The 15,911-nt window shown below is 44.3% G+C and carries 14 protein-coding genes; 2 read left to right on the top strand and 12 right to left on the bottom strand.

The window, feature by feature from the left end; translation table 11 throughout:
* Positions 1–103: 103 nt before the first annotated feature.
* The gene (locus KH703_RS00070; RefSeq protein ID WP_304293049.1) at positions 104–937 is read right to left on the bottom strand and encodes a class I SAM-dependent methyltransferase; all 834 of its coding nucleotides are present in this window, start codon (positions 935–937) and stop codon (positions 104–106) included.
* A gap of 353 nt (positions 938–1,290) precedes the next feature.
* Here KH703_RS00070 and KH703_RS00065 point away from each other — a divergent pair, with 353 nt between their 5' ends.
* Positions 1,291–1,929, top strand: coding sequence for a Crp/Fnr family transcriptional regulator (locus KH703_RS00065; RefSeq protein ID WP_005871915.1), 639 nt, complete (start codon positions 1,291–1,293; stop codon positions 1,927–1,929).
* 436 nt (positions 1,930–2,365) lie between these two features.
* Here KH703_RS00065 and KH703_RS00060 read toward each other — a convergent pair whose 3' ends face one another.
* Genes KH703_RS00060 through KH703_RS00010 form a run of 11 tightly spaced genes read right to left on the bottom strand, consistent with a single transcriptional unit; the run spans position 2,366 to position 12,758 of the window.
* The gene (locus tag KH703_RS00060; RefSeq protein WP_005871911.1) at positions 2,366–3,229 is read right to left on the bottom strand and encodes a formate/nitrite transporter family protein; all 864 of its coding nucleotides are present in this window, start codon (positions 3,227–3,229) and stop codon (positions 2,366–2,368) included.
* Positions 3,230–3,682 (bottom strand): hydrogenase 3 maturation endopeptidase HyCI, encoded by a 453-nt coding sequence (locus KH703_RS00055; protein ID WP_304293047.1) that lies wholly within the window; start codon positions 3,680–3,682, stop codon positions 3,230–3,232.
* Positions 3,682–4,026: a formate hydrogenlyase maturation HycH family protein gene (locus KH703_RS00050; protein ID WP_005871907.1), complete on the bottom strand. Its 345-nt coding sequence runs from the start codon at positions 4,024–4,026 to the stop codon at positions 3,682–3,684. Before KH703_RS00050 ends, KH703_RS00055 begins: the two co-directional genes overlap by 1 nt.
* Positions 4,023–4,847, bottom strand: a complete 825-nt coding sequence (locus tag KH703_RS00045) for an NADH-quinone oxidoreductase subunit B family protein (RefSeq protein WP_177386901.1) — start codon at positions 4,845–4,847, stop codon at positions 4,023–4,025. The genes KH703_RS00050 and KH703_RS00045 overlap by 4 nt, the downstream gene beginning before the upstream one ends.
* A complete protein-coding gene (locus tag KH703_RS00040) occupies positions 4,844–5,383 on the bottom strand; it encodes a formate hydrogenlyase complex iron-sulfur subunit (RefSeq protein WP_177386902.1) in 540 nt (179 codons plus the stop codon). The genes KH703_RS00045 and KH703_RS00040 overlap by 4 nt, the downstream gene beginning before the upstream one ends.
* Positions 5,380–7,116 carry an NADH-quinone oxidoreductase subunit C gene (locus KH703_RS00035; protein WP_005871901.1) on the bottom strand — a complete coding sequence of 579 codons (1,737 nt, stop codon included), beginning with the start codon at positions 7,114–7,116 and terminating at the stop codon, positions 5,380–5,382. The genes KH703_RS00040 and KH703_RS00035 overlap by 4 nt, the downstream gene beginning before the upstream one ends.
* A gap of 2 nt (positions 7,117–7,118) precedes the next feature.
* On the bottom strand, positions 7,119–8,600 hold the full coding sequence (locus tag KH703_RS00030) for a hydrogenase 4 subunit F (protein ID WP_298832368.1): 1,482 nt from the start codon (positions 8,598–8,600) through the stop codon (positions 7,119–7,121).
* Between the two features lie 2 nt (positions 8,601–8,602).
* Positions 8,603–9,247, bottom strand: a complete 645-nt coding sequence (hyfE, locus tag KH703_RS00025; RefSeq protein ID WP_005871898.1) for a hydrogenase 4 membrane subunit — start codon at positions 9,245–9,247, stop codon at positions 8,603–8,605.
* Between the two features lies 1 nt (position 9,248).
* Positions 9,249–10,178 (bottom strand): respiratory chain complex I subunit 1 family protein, encoded by a 930-nt coding sequence (locus KH703_RS00020; protein ID WP_005871895.1) that lies wholly within the window; start codon positions 10,176–10,178, stop codon positions 9,249–9,251.
* A 10-nt stretch (positions 10,179–10,188) separates the two neighbouring features.
* The gene (locus tag KH703_RS00015; RefSeq protein ID WP_304293041.1) at positions 10,189–12,162 is read right to left on the bottom strand and encodes a proton-conducting transporter membrane subunit; all 1,974 of its coding nucleotides are present in this window, start codon (positions 12,160–12,162) and stop codon (positions 10,189–10,191) included.
* Positions 12,159–12,758 (bottom strand): 4Fe-4S dicluster domain-containing protein, encoded by a 600-nt coding sequence (locus KH703_RS00010; RefSeq protein WP_005871891.1) that lies wholly within the window; start codon positions 12,756–12,758, stop codon positions 12,159–12,161. Before KH703_RS00010 ends, KH703_RS00015 begins: the two co-directional genes overlap by 4 nt.
* Positions 12,759–13,152: 394 nt before the next feature.
* Here KH703_RS00010 and KH703_RS00005 point away from each other — a divergent pair, with 394 nt between their 5' ends.
* Entirely contained in the window at positions 13,153–15,420 is a 2,268-nt protein-coding gene (locus tag KH703_RS00005) for a molybdopterin oxidoreductase family protein (protein ID WP_304293036.1), read from the top strand.
* Positions 15,421–15,911 lie beyond the last annotated feature (491 nt).

Here is a 15,911-nt window from a genome sequence, read left to right as displayed (position 1 = left end):
AGCGGTATGTGCTGTTTGCTGCATGCCAGCTTGTTTGGCAAGCGGCTTAGAATTCGCGCCTTAGCTATCTAAATTTACAAAGCAATCAACTGAAATTTTAAGCCTATTCATCACCGCCTTCGATTTTGAAAACGAACATCTTGCACGCGTTGCAAAAAGCGGGGATCAGGCTAAAGAGGCGCGCTTTGAGGCTCCAGTGCTCGCGGTACATTTTCATCATCGCAGCTTCTTTTATGAAGCGGATACGCGCAGGCTCCCAGCTCTGCACCTCCGCGCCGCCGCTGATGCCCATTTTAAAGGGCGCGTTTTGCATGTGTCGCATCGCGTCGTGGCGTTTGGAGTCGAATTTTCTTACCGAAAACTCGCTCATGAAGTCGCTCAACACGTAGCCACTAAATTTTTGTGAAAGTGCGATAAAAAATTTTTTAAATTCCTCCTTTTCAAAATACATACTCACACCCTCTAAGATGAATATGTAGCCCGCGCTGCCGTGCTTTGCGACCAGCTCGTCCATCCACGAGGGATCTAGCATCGAGTAGGGCAGGCTGAAATTATTCTTTGCTTTGGGTAGCAGCGCGTCGCGCATGGAGATGACGTCGGGTAGATCGAGATCGTAAAATAGGGCGTTTGGCAGGGCGCTTTGCAGCCTAAGCGGGCGGGTGTCGAGTCCTGCGCCAAGTTGCACAATAATAGGGCGATTAAGCTCCGCCGCGAGCCGCAGCATTTCGTCGTCGAAAAATTTCGCGCGGATCACGGTGCCCGTTTTGCTAAGGCGTGCGTCGTTAAATTTTGCAAAATCATAATCGATCTGCTCTACGACGGCGCTTGAAAAGGGATCATTTAGGATTGGATCTGTGTCTTTGAAATCCAAATGGCGCATATAGACGTTGATCAGCAGCGTCTCGGAGACGTTATTTTTAAAATTTAACTTTTGCATAAAGTGCCTTTCTTGCGGTATCTTTGCGAGCAAAATACCGTTTATTTTTAATATGCATTATTATATCCTTGCTAAATAAAATTTCAATAAAATGATACGAGTTTTTATTTAGAGACAGAATTTTAAATTCGCGCCGCGGGTTTTGGCTATAATATTGCCGCGTAAAGCTTTAATAAATTTTTGAAATTTTACGCGATGCAAAGCGCGGGTAAAATTAGAATTTTAATAGCTATAAAATTTATTAGCTCCGGCGACCTAGATGCCCAGCCATAGCGCGGATAGTAAATTTCATCCGCGCAGCTTTATCTTTGTCTAAATATTTCATTGTATAATTCTTAGCTTTTGGAGGTTATATGGAAAAATCGCGGCTGGGACTACTGCAAACCGAGGCTATTGCCACGCTTAGCGACGAGGAGCTTGCAATGTTCGAGCACCAAGTCATCAAAAAAGGCTATGTTTTTTACAGCGAGGCGCCTAAAGTTTTTATTTTTAAAAGCGGGCAGGCGAAGCTTTCGTTTTTTGAAGACGGCGAGGAATTCATCATCAACTACCTAAACAAGGACAATATTACCATTCTTAATGAAATTTGCGCGCTTGAGTTTTTAGAGGACAGCGAGATTTATACGATCGATGCGAGCGGACTTGGGGAGATCTTGGCAAATCGCAGCTTTTGCGAGGCGTATATAAAAATTTTGACTGAGATAATTCTGCTGCAGCGCAAAATCACACGCTCTATACTTTTTGAAAATGCAAAAGGGCGCATCGCGAGCTTTTTGATCGAGCTTGCAAACGAGCAGAATTTTCATCAAAACGGCTACAAATACGTCTTTTTGCCCTTTTCGCTAAAGGTGCTTTCATCCTTCGTAGGGCTCAAGCGTCAAAGCGCGAGTACCGCGTTTAACGAGCTTGTAAAAGATAACGTAATTCAAAAAATTAGTCAGCACGAGTTTTTGATCCTAGACTACGACAGGTTGCTTAGCTACTGTGTTTAGGCGCGGGCTAGAGTTTTTAAAGCATTTGTGCGGTTTACGTTACGGCTTAAGCGCGAAATTTTGTATAAAGTTAAGGCACAGGATTTTGCCTAGATTTACAGCGTAAAATTTTTATCAAGAGCTTGGTTTTAGAATTTTATCGCGAATTTAGCTTAGGATCTCGTCTAAAATTTTAACTTATATAAAATTTGGGTTTGTGATCTCGTTTAAAATTTTAACACGTAATTCGTTTTTTGATTTTATCCGCTATCCTAAAACGCAAAGCTTTGGAATTTAAAATTTTGAATCAAGCTGGAATTTTATGTGTTGCAATGGAATTTAAAATTTTGGATCGAACGAAATTTTACGCATCGGAATTTTTAAAATTTAAGAAACTAAAAATGCGCGGCAAAGTGCCGCGCCGTATTTTGTTTATATCGTGCTGAAGTGCGGTAGATTAGTCTTTCTTTTTCATATCGTATTTATTGACCATAAATCCGACCAAGCCTACGAAAAATAGACCACCGCAGATGTTACCTAGCGTAACCGGGATCATATTTTTAACGATGAAATTTCCCCAGTTTATTGAATCTATTTGAGCTGCCGTTACGCCGTGAAGCGAGCTTGCAAGAGCATTTACATCGCCACCTGCAGCCGCAAGGTAGTGGCCTTTAGCGATGATACCTTCAGTTAGGATAAACATATTTGCCACGCAGTGTTCCATCGAGCAAGCTACGAATGCGCCGATCATCCACATAATTGCAAAGAATTTACCCGATAGATTGCTCTCACTGGTCGCAGTCCAGATAGACATACATACAAACACGTTACAAAAAATTCCGCGGATGAATAGCTCATGAAAAGGTGCGTTTATTTTGCCGGCTGCTGCAGGAATGAAGTGCTGCAAGATGTAGCCGTCATATTTAAGCGGAAGTCCTGAGTAATAATACATATACGCGATTAACGCGCCGCCTACGAAGTTAAAGCACCAAACGATAGCCCAATAGCCGATAGTTTTACCTAGCGGCAATTTACCGTCGGCAGCAGGTACGCCCGTTAAAACCGAGCTAGTAAATAGATGCCCGCCATAAAAAACCACCATCATCAGACCGCAGCTAAAGGTAATACCACCGATGAAATTTGATAAGCCAATAGATTGCTTTTCAGCCATTCCGACGGTCGAGTGAGCCCAGAAAATATCGCCCATAGCGATTGCAGCGCCCGCCATTATAGCTAGAAAAATTATGCTAATTAGCGGGGTATGCGCCTTGTGTTGCATCGAACTAGACACCGCTTGCGCGGTTTCTGCAGGATTTAACATTTACTCCTCCTCATTTAAATTTGAATCAATTTCTAAGATACGCTCATAAGCTTTTTGCGCACTTTTTTTTGCGCTCTCGCTTAGCCCTTCTTTAAAATCAAGGACGTTATCGAGCAACACGCTGATGCCCAAAAACAACGTCTTTGGGCAAATTTTGCGCAGATAGCTTAGAAGCACCGGCGTAGGTAGGTTATGCGTCGAGTAGATATAGTCGCGATCGTTGCTGAGGTCGAAAAATTCTATCTTATCCTCATCAAAGCCGCTCATCGCATCTACTACGATCAGAATTTCAGGGGCGAATTCCCTAAGGGTAGCAAATTCGTTTTCGGGCACATCCTGCCCGTAAAAAACGCGCCAGTCTTTTAGATTTGCCTCGACTATTCGCCCCGTTTCATTGCCCACGTCGTCGTCGCCGCGAAGGGGATTGCCGATACAAAGCAACGCCTTTCGCATCAAAAATCCTTCCTCAGCACGAAGTATCCTTCGCGCATATTTTTTAGCAGATCTTTAAGCTCACATTCACAAAGCTGAGGGATTAGCTTAGCTGCGTGCTCGGCAAAAATTTCAATCTCGAAATACTTGCTTAGGTTACCGATCTTAAATTTAACATAGTCGCCCGAGTTTTCGATGATGCGTTTAAATTCTTCATCGTCTATCTCAAGTACCTTTTCGCTAAAATCTATCGTACCTACGCCGTGACCGACGCAGGTGGAAAAAACCTTGATATCCTTTAGCTCTTTAGGTAAATTTTCGTTTTCGTCCATATGCCGCTTTGTAAGCTTAAAAACCTCAATCATCGTTTGCTCCAGACCTCTTTTTGCGGATCGATCTTAAATTCTTCCGTAGCGCGGGCGTATTTTAGATATACGTCATTGTGCAATAGTGCCATGCACTCCGCGTATCTAGGATCCTCTTCGGTATGGATAGCGTTAAGTAGAGCCTCGCGAGAAGCTTTTGGATCGTGAACGTCAGATGAGGTTTTGATTGCATCCATATATTTTGCAAATAAAACTCTTCCGAAAATATAGCTCATCAGCCTCTTAGCTTCAGCTTGCAGATCGCGCTCGAATAAAATATCGCCGATAACTGAACTCTTAACCGGTGGCGGAAGAGTGCTATCTTGCTCGTAGCTCTTCTTTTGAAGCTTTTGATCGATGATGCCAAGCGCCATGCCAAGACCATAGATGATGCTAGCAGGATGCGGAGGGCAGCCTGGGATATAAACATCTACTGGTACAATCTTATCGATACCACTCCATACGCTATATGCGTCGTGAAAAATTCCGCCAGTGCTTCCGCAGGCTCCAAGAGCTACTACGATCTTCGGATCGGGTGCAGCCTCATAAGCGCGGAGCAGCGGATAATACATCTGGCGAGTAACCGGACCGGTGCAGACTAAGATATCTGCGTGGCGAGGGTTGGCTACGAGTTTAAATCCGAAGCGCTCCGGATCCCACATCGGCGTGATAGAAGCAAAAATTTCGATTTCACAGCCGTTGCAACTTCCGCAGTCGATACGATAAACGCTGAAGCTTCGTTTGATATTTTTCAAAAGCTCCAATTTTGCGGTTAGATCGTTTGCGTTTTTAATATTTTCGGGGACTTGATACAAACTCATTTTATTGCCTCCTCTATACCTTTGGTTACTCTTTCGACCGCTTGAGCTTTTTTGCATTCAGGACAGATATAGAGATATTTTTTAGCTTCTTCTAATCTGCCTGGGAGCAAATTTGCAGTACTTAACTTTTCTAGCGTGTAATTGATGAGCCTTTTTGGGGTCATCGGCTTGCCGCAACAGCTGCATTTTTCCATCTCAAGCTCGCCGTGTTGGATAAGCGCGCTTTTATCAAATTTTACCGCTAGTTCAAAGCTATTGCCTAGCCTTACCGCTCCCGTAGGGCATACCTCGTCGCAGCGACCGCAAAATATGCAGCGCCCGCAGTCAAATTCCCAAATTAGTTTAGTTTGGGCTTCGTTCATCTTAAGCTCAATCGCATTGGATGGGCAGGCGATGCCACATGCAGCACAGCCTATGCAAAGCTCATAGGTGTATTCAGGCTGCCCGCGAAAATTCTCGGGCACGATGTATGGCTCAAACGGATAAGCATAGGTCGCCTTACCATATTTTTCGGTAATGTCGAATAATTTCATCATCTTAAATCCTTTTTGCTAACCTTGCCGTCTTGGCAAAATTTCTTAAGGTCTTTTTCGGTTAGAATTTTACTCTTTCCGCTATTAATATCGACTAAAGTTACGCGCTCGGTGCATGAGTAGCACGGATCCATCGAGCATACGATTAGCGCCGCATCGGAGATGTTATTTCCGCGGAATTGAAATCGCAAGCTCGGCCAGTTGTTATACGTAGCGGCGCGACATCTCCAGCGGTAAACCTTCTGTGCGTTTCCTTGCATGATCCAGTGGACGTTTTCGCCGCGCGGTGCTTCGTCGTGACCTAAAGCGTAGTTTTCCGGTCTGATCATAGTCTGCGGATCGATCATTATTGGAGTTTGCGGCATTTGATGCAAGCACTGCCTGATAATGTGGATCGATTGTTTAAGCTCTTTATATCTTACGACTTCGCGGCTGAATACATCGCCACCGTGCTCTACGGCTACTTCGAATTCTATCTTGTTGAAGAAATCATAAGGATGATCGTAGCGGTTGTCGCGTTTAAAACCGGAAGCTCTCATATTCGGACCTACCGGGCTAAAATCACGCGCCACTTTGCGATCTAATACGCCCACGCCCTTCCAGCGACCGATTTGGCGTTTATCCTCCATAACGGCGTCCCAAATTTCAGAAATTTGAACGTCGAGCTTGTTGATGATCTCAATGCTCTTGCGAATTTCATTGTCGGTCATATCACGGCGAAGTCCGCCCATAATTACATTGCCATAAGTCTTGCGGCCGCCGGTTACGAGCTGAGCTAACTCCATGGAGTATTCGCGCACCCTAAAGATATGCATGAAGGCGTTGTAGTTACCTGTTACCTCGCAGGCTAGACCGATATTTAAAAGATGGCTGTGAAGGCGCTCGATCTCAAGGCAGATGACGCGGATAGCCTGCGCACGAAGCGGAATTTCAAGCTTGATGGCTTTCTCTGCTGCTTCAATACACGCAATCGCGTGAGCGTAGCCGCAAATTCCGCAGACACGCTCCGCAAGGTAACCCATCTGATCGTAATTCATGCGATTTTCAGCTAGCTTCTCCATACCGCGGTGTTGATAAAACAAGCGGTAGTCCGCGTCTATAATCTCATCGCCGTCGCAAAATAGTCTGAAGTGTCCCGGCTCATCGCTCGTTACGTGAAGAGGTCCAAGTGGAACATCCACTACTCCATCACCGCTAGGAAATAAAAACTCTGCATTAGGCTCGTCTTTATGATCTACAGGATCGGGCCTATAGCGGTAGTCCATTGCGTCTTTGCGAAGCGGATGAAGTCCATCCGGCCAATCGTCGCTTAACACCAAACGACGTTTATCAGGCAAGCCTTCGGCGATTAAGCCGAACATGTCGAAGGCTTCTCTTTCGTACCATACGCAAGCAGGCACTAAAGGAGTAACCGACGGGAATGTAGGATCCGATCCGGGAATTAGCGTCCTAACGGTGATGAAGCATTTATCCTCTGCGGCAAAATCCTCCGCTTCGGTCATTTTGCCACCTTCCATAGATATCGCATAGTAAAGCGCGAAATTTCCGTTTAGCTCGCGCTCATCGTTAGGGATCATCGTGCTGATAAAACCACCGATGTCATAATATAGCGTCTTAACCGCAAGCGGCAGATCATTTCTATCCACTAAAACGGTGATTTGATCCTCGGCTTGGCGGGTAACTTCTAAGACCTTGACTTTGGTCTTTAAAATTTCTATAAATTTATCGCCTCTCATTTTTAACCTCTCATCATTATTCTAACGCCGTTTTCGACGAGCATCCAAAAATCGCCTACGTGCCATACGCCGAAAATTATCACTAAAGCGCAAAGCAAGATTAGCGGTAAATTTTCAAACAAGCTCATCTCTTTAGCATAAACCACTTCACCTTTAGGCGTACCGAAGCTCGCTAGATTAAAGTGCGCGAAGTCCGCGATGAAAATAATTACGAGCGCGATCGCAAATAATGCTACAGCTATGTATTGACCGCTGGCTATCGCGCCTTTGAAAACGTTAAATTCGCTTACGAATATCGCAAACGCAGGAACACCTACGAGCGAGCAAACCGCAGCACCAAACATTATCGTAGTAAGCGGAGCGATTTTTACCATACCGCCCATTCTAGTCATATCTTTGTGACCATAAATTCTAGCGATATTACCGGTAGAGCAGAATGCAAGAGCCTTGGTAAAGCTGTGAGCTAAGCAGTGAAAGATCGCGGCAAGCAAGCCAAAATATCCGCCGATGCCTAGCGCAAATGCAATAACACCCATATGAACGACTGAGTGGTAAGCAAACATCCTTTTTACGTCGTGTTGGCGAACAAGGAAAATTCCTGCTATAAATAGCGTGATCGTGCCCGAAATCAGCATAACCGATTGAACGAAGCTGAAATTCACGGCTTGGGCTGTGACGGCATAGTATCTAAATATCGCTAGCATCGCACATTTTAAAAGCACACCCGAAAGTAGTGCCGAAATCGGAGCCGGACCTTCTGCGTGAACGTCAGGAAGCCAAGTGTGAGTAGGAGCAAGTCCTGCTTTGGTTCCAAAGCCGATTAGAGCGAATATAAAGATAAGCTTAGCGGCATCTTTGTTTAAGCCTTTAGCGTGATCCATAATGCTCGTCCAAAGCATCGAAGCCTCGCCGTCGCCTGTGATTTTGAATGTAGCCGCATATAGTAAAACGGTCGCATAAAGCGCGAACGCTAAACCGATCGAGCAGATGACGATATATTTATAACCGCTCTCGGTAGATTTTTTATCTTTATGAATAGCGACCAAAAATACCGATGCTAACGTAGTGGCTTCTACTGCAGCCCACATAAACGCAACGTTGTTGCAGATAACGCTAAGCGTCATCGTAAAAACGAAAACGTGGCAGAGCGCATAGTATTTTCTAAGATCGCTAAGATCCAGATGACCGCCCTGTATCTCCCATTTCATATAGGTGGTAGAGTATAAATTTACCAAAAAGCCCGTTACGGCGATTAGCACTAAAAATACGCAGCCTAGGCTATCTAGGAATAGAAATTTATCGTATGCGTAAAAAGCCTCAAAGTTGCCGCTGATAAGCTTGCCTACGTTACAGAGTAGCCCTGCGGATGTAACCGCAGAAATCAAAACGTGTAACGTGCTTAGGAGCTTGAAATTCTTAGGGCATAAGAATAATATCAGCGCTCCGAGCAACGGAAAAATTAATATAAAAGCTAAACTATTCATCATTAACCCCTTAAATTCGAAGCTTTAGACGTATCAAGTCCGTCATAAGCTTTGTAAAATCTAACCGCCAAAACGCTCATAATGATAACCGCAAAGATCGCGTCGGTTAAAATTCCAAGCTCGACTAGCTCGTGAGAGTTGTAAGCCATAAGTGCAAGGCTTAGGTGGATGCCGTTTTCAAATAGGCAGTAGGCTAGAATTTGCTTGATGAAAGAATTTCTTAGCATGAAGCCAAAAATTCCCATCATAAATACGGTTACTGCCGCTATTAGAACGATTCTTTCTTGAATAAGAGAGAATTGAAGCAAGATCGGATTGATTGTCATCGCAATCGCTAGCGAAAATCCCATCGCAATAACGGGGCTTACGAAAAAGCCGCCTACCGGCTCATCCTCGCTGATCACATCCAGCTTTTTAACTAGCCAAAATAAAATTCCTGGCACGAAAATAACCTTCGTAAAAAACGCCACTATCGCCCAAATTCTAAGCTGCGGCGCATTGAAGTTAGAATACAGCATAAAAAATATGCTTACCAAAAGTAGCGTCTGAATCGCGTAAATTCCGATCGAAAGCTTTAAATTTCTAAGTCCGAATACCGCGAGTGACGTTACGATCATACAAATTGCTAAAATATCGATACTATTCATCTTAAAATCCTACTACGTAAAGCGTTAATGCCGCAAAAGCGATGGCAAGAGCACCGCATGAAATTTTGCGCATGCTCGAAGTCATTCTAAAGCGTGGTCCAAAGTTGTCGATGAAAACGGCTGCTACGTAAAATACGCCGGTTTTTAGCACGAAGATTATGATCGCTAAAAGCGGATTGCTAAAATTCCACGGCTCAAATATCGTTAGGAATAATCCGATCATCGCAAATTGCTTCAAAATAAGCGCCGCTTGCACTAAGCCTAGATCGCTGCCTGCATATTCGCCCAAAAGTCCTTCTTGAAGCTCTTGCTCGGCTTCGGCAAGATCAAATGGCTTTCTGCCGGTCTCGACATACATACACCATAAAAACGCAATCGAAGCGACAGCAAAGCTTGGAATTTGATAGCCGATCTGACCGCTGCGTACCATCTGCTGGATCTCAACTAAATTTGAAGTTCCCGCAGCCATCATTACTACGATTAGGCACATCATCATCACAGGTTCGACAAAAACGGCAAGCATCTGCTCGCGTCCGCCGCCGGTTGCAGCAAACGGGTTACCGCTATCTATCGAAGCCGCACCGAATACGAAGCGCAAAAGCGCGCCTAGATATAGGATAACGAAAATATCTGAATACGCTCCGAAAAGAGTATCTTTGCTGTATGTAATAGGAATAGCCGCCAAAATCGCCGCCGAAGTAGCGAAAAGGAAAAACGGCGCCCATCTAAATACCCAGTGGCTGCACGCAGGAACGGTCCTGCCGCGCTTAAAAAGCTTAATAATATCGCGGTAAGTCTGGAAAAAATCGCTTCCTTGTTTCGACTGAAGCTTGGCTCGAAGTTTTCTCGCCATACCGTCGAAGAGTGGAGCGACTAGGACGATAACCGCGACTTGAAATATCATTAAAAATATAGTTTGTATAGTCTGCATCTTAAACCTCCTAGATCAAGAAATATCCGACGCCCAGTATCGCGCAAAGATAGATTAGGATGTAAAGCGTATATAAATTTGCATAGCCGCTTTGAATAATTCCTATCTTATCAGCGATCTTCTTACTCCAATCGATTACAGGTTGATAAATCATCGTCCACCAAATGTCTTGTGGGTGGTTGTGATACTCGATCGGTCCAAAGTAGCCGTTTTGCTCTATTCTGCGTTTATGACCTCTAAATAACCAGTCCATAATCTTTCTTAAATCGCCGGTAAAAGGACCGCCGGTCATCTGCATGCGAGGGCTATATTTAAAGCCGCATGCCCAAGGATCGGTCTCGCGAGGTTTGTCGCGATTTGCTTTCATAACTGCTAGGATGATAAACGGAAGTAGCATTGTAGAACACAAAATAACTGCAATAAGAGGAGTTGAGACGATACTTCCCAAAGGCGAAGTGATTGACGAAGCGCCTAGGCTTGCAACATACCCGCTATTGGAAGTGATAGAATTTACCGCCTGCATAATGTAATCAACTATGAAGTGTGCGCCTACGCCAAATCCCACGCAGCCTATCATCAAAATGATCATTCCTAAAACCATTCCTAATGGGCTTTCTTTTGCATTTTCCCAAATTTTTTCATCTCTCGGGGTTCCTGCAAAGATTACCGCATATAGCTTAAGGTGCATACCGACTAAAACGCCCGTAAGCGCAAGTGCGACTACTGCTAGCGAGAAAGCGTATCTAATGAAAATTCCGCTCTCTTTAGCACCTTGAAGCATTCCTTGATAGGTAAACCACTCTGAAACGAAGCCGTTTACCGGAGGAAGCGCTGCGATACCCATGATGCCGATAAACATACCGACAGCAGTTAGAGGCATTTTTTTAGCTAGACCTCCTAGCACATCCATATTTTGCGTATGAGTAGCGTGGATTACTGAGCCTGCGCATAAGAATAAAAGGCCTTTGAATATTGCGTGGTTTACTACGTGGTAGCAGCCTGCTAAAAATCCGACTGCAGCTAGCGTTACATTGCCTGCTGCGACGCCGTAAATTCCGGTGCCAAGACCCAGCAAGATAATGCCGATATTTTCAACCGAGTGGTACGCAAGAAGCGCTTTGAAGTCGTGCTGGCACAACGCGTATAAAACGCCGAAAAGCGAGCTGGCTGCTCCTAGGATCAAAACTGCAAGTCCAAAATAGATGCTTAGCGGCAAAAATAACGTAAATTTAACAAGCGTAAAGAGCGCTACTTTAATCATAACGCCGCTCATCAGTGCAGAGACATTCGATGGAGCCGCAGGGTGAGCTTGCGGTAGCCAAACGTGAAAAGGCCACATTCCCGCTTTTGAGCCGAAGCCGATCAAAAACAAGATGAATGCTGCTACAGAAGCGCCCATAGGCATATTTACTTTTCCCCACTCTGCAAATTCGAAGCTGCCTGCGTAGTTTGCAATGATAAGTAATCCACAGGTGATACAAAATGCACCGATCTGCGCTATACCTAGATATACCATAACGGCTTTTAGCGTGCCTTTGCCGTCGTTTACTATGATTAGAAATGACGAGATTAGTGTCATAAGCTCCCATAAAACAGCGAAGCAAAATACATTATCTGCGCTGATGACTAAAAGCATAGATAAGATGAATGTATTAAATAAACATGCAAAAACGCCGATATTTGCCTTTCCGATATATTCCTCAGCGTAGCTCATGCCGTAAACGCTGCTTGCAAAGCCTATAAAAACGACTACGAAGCTGAAGAAATTTCCAAGCGGGCTTAAAGCAAATTTTGGCGCATATAAGAAAGTGCCGCCTAAAACGAAGCTGTCGCTTACGCCCATATTGGCTACGAAATGGCACATCGCATAAAAACAGCTGATAGCACCTAATCCAAATCCCACCTTAACGGCAGTTTTTGGAGCGCAGTATAAAAGAATACTAATTACTGCACTGACGATAAATAAAGTATAGACGCTTATCATTTTGCGCCTCCTTCTTTTTTGGCGACGCAACTGATTTCGCCGTTTAACACGTCTTTTGCAAAAGCATTAGCCGCATCGTAGTCTATCGCAAAGCCCAATTTATGCTTGCCCTCTTTAGGATCTATCATAATGATAGCGCTAGTTGGGCAAACCTCAACGCATGCAGGACCGTTCTCGCGTCCGTTGCATAGATCGCATTTGATGGCGGTGCTTTTGGCGCCCGCTTGGCTTTCGATCTCTAGATAATACTTCGGCTCGACCGCATAATTTACTGACGGCATAAGCTCGGCATTCGAGCTGATCGCGCCATAAGGACAGGCGAGCGTACACATCTTGCATCCGATGCAAATTTCTTCGTGTAATTCGATATAGTTATTATCGAAGCGAAGCGCACCGGTAGGGCAGACATTTGCACATGGTCCGTCATCGCACTGCCTGCACTGCGTAGGCATAACGCCGTAAGCCTGTCTAAGCACGGTAAGTCGCGATTTAGCAAGCTTGCCGCGCTCGTAGGCACTTGAGTAACAGGCTGCCATACACGTCGTGCAACCGATACATCGTTTGTAATCGCAGATTACAAATTTATGTTGTTTCATACCTTTCTCCTTGACTTAAGGAATTTTAAAAATTTTTTACTAAAAATTTTGGTGTAATTATATTTAAGTCCGTAAAAAAATTCCGTCATTTATCTGACGATATTTGGAATTTATTTGATAAATTTGCTTTCAAAGCTTAAATTTGAAAACTAATTTCTTTTTTAAACCAGTTCGTTGATTATTTGCTTTAAAAGTCTAGTATATCAGTATTAAAGTATATTTTAAAATTTAAATTACTACTTAAATTACCCCAACTTACTCCTAATTATAATTGAAAAAATTCTTTTAGCTTAAGACAAAATTTCAATTTTATTTTAGGTAAGAATTTATATAATTGTGCCGAAATTGCATATATGGTAATTTTGCATGTTTAGTATTTTCGAAAGGAGAAAATATGGCGAATAAAGGCAAGGTCATATGCCCTTATTGTGGCACAGGCTGTCAAATCGAGCTGACTGCGGAAGACAATTATATCAAATCCGCAACCGGCGTAAGCGACAACCCCGTAAATCAAGGTTGTTTATGTTTGAAAGGTTATTACGGATGGAATTACGTAGGCTCTAGAGATAGGCTTACTACTCCGCTAATTCGTAAAAAGAATGGCAAATTTAGTAAAGACGGCGATTTGGTCGAGGCTAGCTGGGACGAAGCACTTGATTTGGTTGCTAAAAAGATGCTCGAAGTTAAAGAAAAATACGGCGCCGACGCGATAGCCGGAAACTATTCCGCACGCTGTACGCATGAGGATAACTACGTAGCGCAGAAGCTACTTAGAATTTTAGGCACGAATAATATCGATCACTGCGCGCGCATTTGACACGCTCCGACTGTGGCAGGTCTTGCCAAAACAATCGGTAACGGAGCGGCTACAAATAGCTTCACGGAGATCGGAACTCACAGCAACTGCATTATGATGATCGGCTCAAACCCGGAAAATGGCCACCCGATCGTAGCTATGCACGTTCAAAGAGCACTAAACAGAGGCGCCAAACTCATCGTAATTGACCCGGTTAAGACGGAATTTGCAAATCGCGCAGATATCCACCTCCAGCTTGAGCCGGAGCACAATATCCCGGTTATAAACGCTTTAATCCATGCTATTATCGACGAGGATTTGGTAAATCATGAATTCGTTAATAAATACACCAAGGGTTTTGAATATGTAAAAGAGGCGGTTAAGGATTATTCGCCTGAAGCCGTAGCCAAATACACTAGGTTAAACGCTGAAGATATTAGAAAAGCAGCTAGAATTTACGCCACTACGCGACCTGCGGTTATCACGCACGGAATGGGTGTAACTCACTTCAACCACGGCGTGGGCGCAGTCTGCGACATTTCAAATTTAATGCTCGTAACGGGCAATGTGGGCGAGCTCGGAAGCGGCGATCTACCGATCCGTGGACAAGAAAACGTTCAAGGCTGCTGCGATATGGGAATGCTTCCTAATGTATTTACCGGCTATAAAGCTGTAACCAACGAGAGTGCCCGTGATTGGTTTGAGCGCCAGTGGAATTTGCCGAAAGGTCATCTAAATGGCAAGATTGGCATTCATAAAACCGAAGTGCCTGACGCAATTCTTGATGGTAGGGTAAAATTCTTCTGGACGATGGGCGAAAACCCGGTTATGACCGATCCGAACGCAAACCACTTCCTGCGCGCGATCTCTGAGGTCGAGATGTATGTCGTGCAAGATATTTTCTTAACCGAGACGAGCCGCAAGGCAGACGTCGTGCTCCCCGGAGCTTGTAGCGGCGAGAAAGAGGGTACTTATGCTAACGCCGAGCGCCGCGTACAGCATAGCGAAATTGTAGTTGCCCCTCCGGGACAAGCTAGACAAGACTGGGCTATCATCTGCGAGCTTGCCAGACGCTTAGGACTAGGGGATTATTTCACATTTCAATCTCCAGAGCAGATTTGGGAAGAGGTGCGCAGGGTAGCTCCACACAACTACGGCGGAATGAGCTATTACCGCATCAAAAAATACCACGGACTTCACTGGCCGTGCCCTGATGAGAATTCTATGGGCGGACCTGCATTGTATCTTGATAAAAAATTCTTTACCCCGGACGGCAAAGGAAATTTCGTCCCAGTTCTATTTGTGGATGATAAGAGCAAGATCGAAAGCGCCAAAGAGGAATTCGCAAAGCGTATGAATATGCCGAAAGATTATCCTGTAATGGCGGGCTCCGTGGACGAGAAGACCGATGCAGAGTTCCCGATCCAGCTTCTAACTACGCGTAAGGTTTACGAGTACGCGGGAGGCGCGATGACTAGGCGCTCTAAGACCGTCGAGCAGGGCGGCGACGCGATAGGACCGATTGCGGAAATGAATCCGAAACTCGCCGAACGATACGGAATTTCACAGGGCGATTTCATCGTCGCGTGGAGCCGCTACGGCTATATCGCGATCAAGGCGGACATCACCGAGTGTATAATGGATGGTATCATTCAGATGTCTTATCACTACTGGGAGAGCTGCTGCAACGAGCTAACCAGCGGCGGTTGGGATCTAATCGCCAAAACGCCTACGTTTAAGGCAGCGATTCAGATTAAAAAGATCGATGAAGAGGAATTTTTGCGTATCCGCGAGCTTAAGCGCATTAAGTTTCAAACCAATAAAGTCGTTTACGACGACTTCCACCACCATCCGATTAAATTCTAAGAATTTAATCTTATCCGTAGATTCGGGGGCTATGCTTCCGAATCTATTTTTTAACAATCAATTCAAATAATATGAAATTTTGGCGATCTAGCCGTCTTGCGATATTTTAAAGATCAAAAATTTAAAAAATTCAATAAATTCCGCGGTATTAATACGCTTTTTTGCGTAGTTGCACTATCGATAAGAGGGCATAGAAATTTATCTGCTATTTCATTTAATAGATGTGGCGGCAGAGACCGGGCATTCGTGATTTATCAAATCCTAATAAATGTAGTCTCTATAAGAGCGGCGCAATGGAGTAAATTTTAAAGATAAGCATGATAATAAGGCTATTTTATCGCGACAAATCTTGCCAAATTATATTATTGATTAAATTTTAACGCGCGCAGGCTGATTTTATGCGAATTAGCCTATATTGCCAAGTAGCGCTGTAATTTTGATAACGCAAATGCAATTTTTGTGATTTTAATATATAAATGCAAAAGGCTCAT

Source organism: Campylobacter gracilis (genome assembly GCF_018374135.1).
Lineage (GTDB): Bacteria > Campylobacterota > Campylobacteria > Campylobacterales > Campylobacteraceae > Campylobacter_B > Campylobacter_B gracilis_A.
Note: the sequence above shows the minus strand (reverse complement) of the source record. Positions and strands in the feature narration are given on the sequence as shown.

Bases quoted from the DNA above. Each gene is read 5' to 3' on its own strand.
- KH703_RS00070 (WP_304293049.1), bottom strand. From the start codon at position 937: ATGCAAAAGTTAAATTTTAAAAATAACGTCTCCGAGACGCTGCTGATC.
- KH703_RS00065 (WP_005871915.1), top strand. From the start codon at position 1,291: ATGGAAAAATCGCGGCTGGGACTACTGCAAACCGAGGCTATTGCCACG.
- KH703_RS00060 (WP_005871911.1), bottom strand. From the start codon at position 3,229: ATGTTAAATCCTGCAGAAACCGCGCAAGCGGTGTCTAGTTCGATGCAA.
- KH703_RS00055 (WP_304293047.1), bottom strand. From the start codon at position 3,682: ATGCGAAAGGCGTTGCTTTGTATCGGCAATCCCCTTCGCGGCGACGAC.
- KH703_RS00050 (WP_005871907.1), bottom strand. From the start codon at position 4,026: ATGATTGAGGTTTTTAAGCTTACAAAGCGGCATATGGACGAAAACGAA.
- KH703_RS00045 (WP_177386901.1), bottom strand. From the start codon at position 4,847: ATGAGTTTGTATCAAGTCCCCGAAAATATTAAAAACGCAAACGATCTA.
- KH703_RS00040 (WP_177386902.1), bottom strand. From the start codon at position 5,383: ATGATGAAATTATTCGACATTACCGAAAAATATGGTAAGGCGACCTAT.
- KH703_RS00035 (WP_005871901.1), bottom strand. From the start codon at position 7,116: ATGAGAGGCGATAAATTTATAGAAATTTTAAAGACCAAAGTCAAGGTC.
- KH703_RS00030 (WP_298832368.1), bottom strand. From the start codon at position 8,600: ATGAATAGTTTAGCTTTTATATTAATTTTTCCGTTGCTCGGAGCGCTG.
- hyfE (WP_005871898.1), bottom strand. From the start codon at position 9,247: ATGAATAGTATCGATATTTTAGCAATTTGTATGATCGTAACGTCACTC.
- KH703_RS00020 (WP_005871895.1), bottom strand. From the start codon at position 10,178: ATGCAGACTATACAAACTATATTTTTAATGATATTTCAAGTCGCGGTT.
- KH703_RS00015 (WP_304293041.1), bottom strand. From the start codon at position 12,162: ATGATAAGCGTCTATACTTTATTTATCGTCAGTGCAGTAATTAGTATT.
- KH703_RS00010 (WP_005871891.1), bottom strand. From the start codon at position 12,758: ATGAAACAACATAAATTTGTAATCTGCGATTACAAACGATGTATCGGT.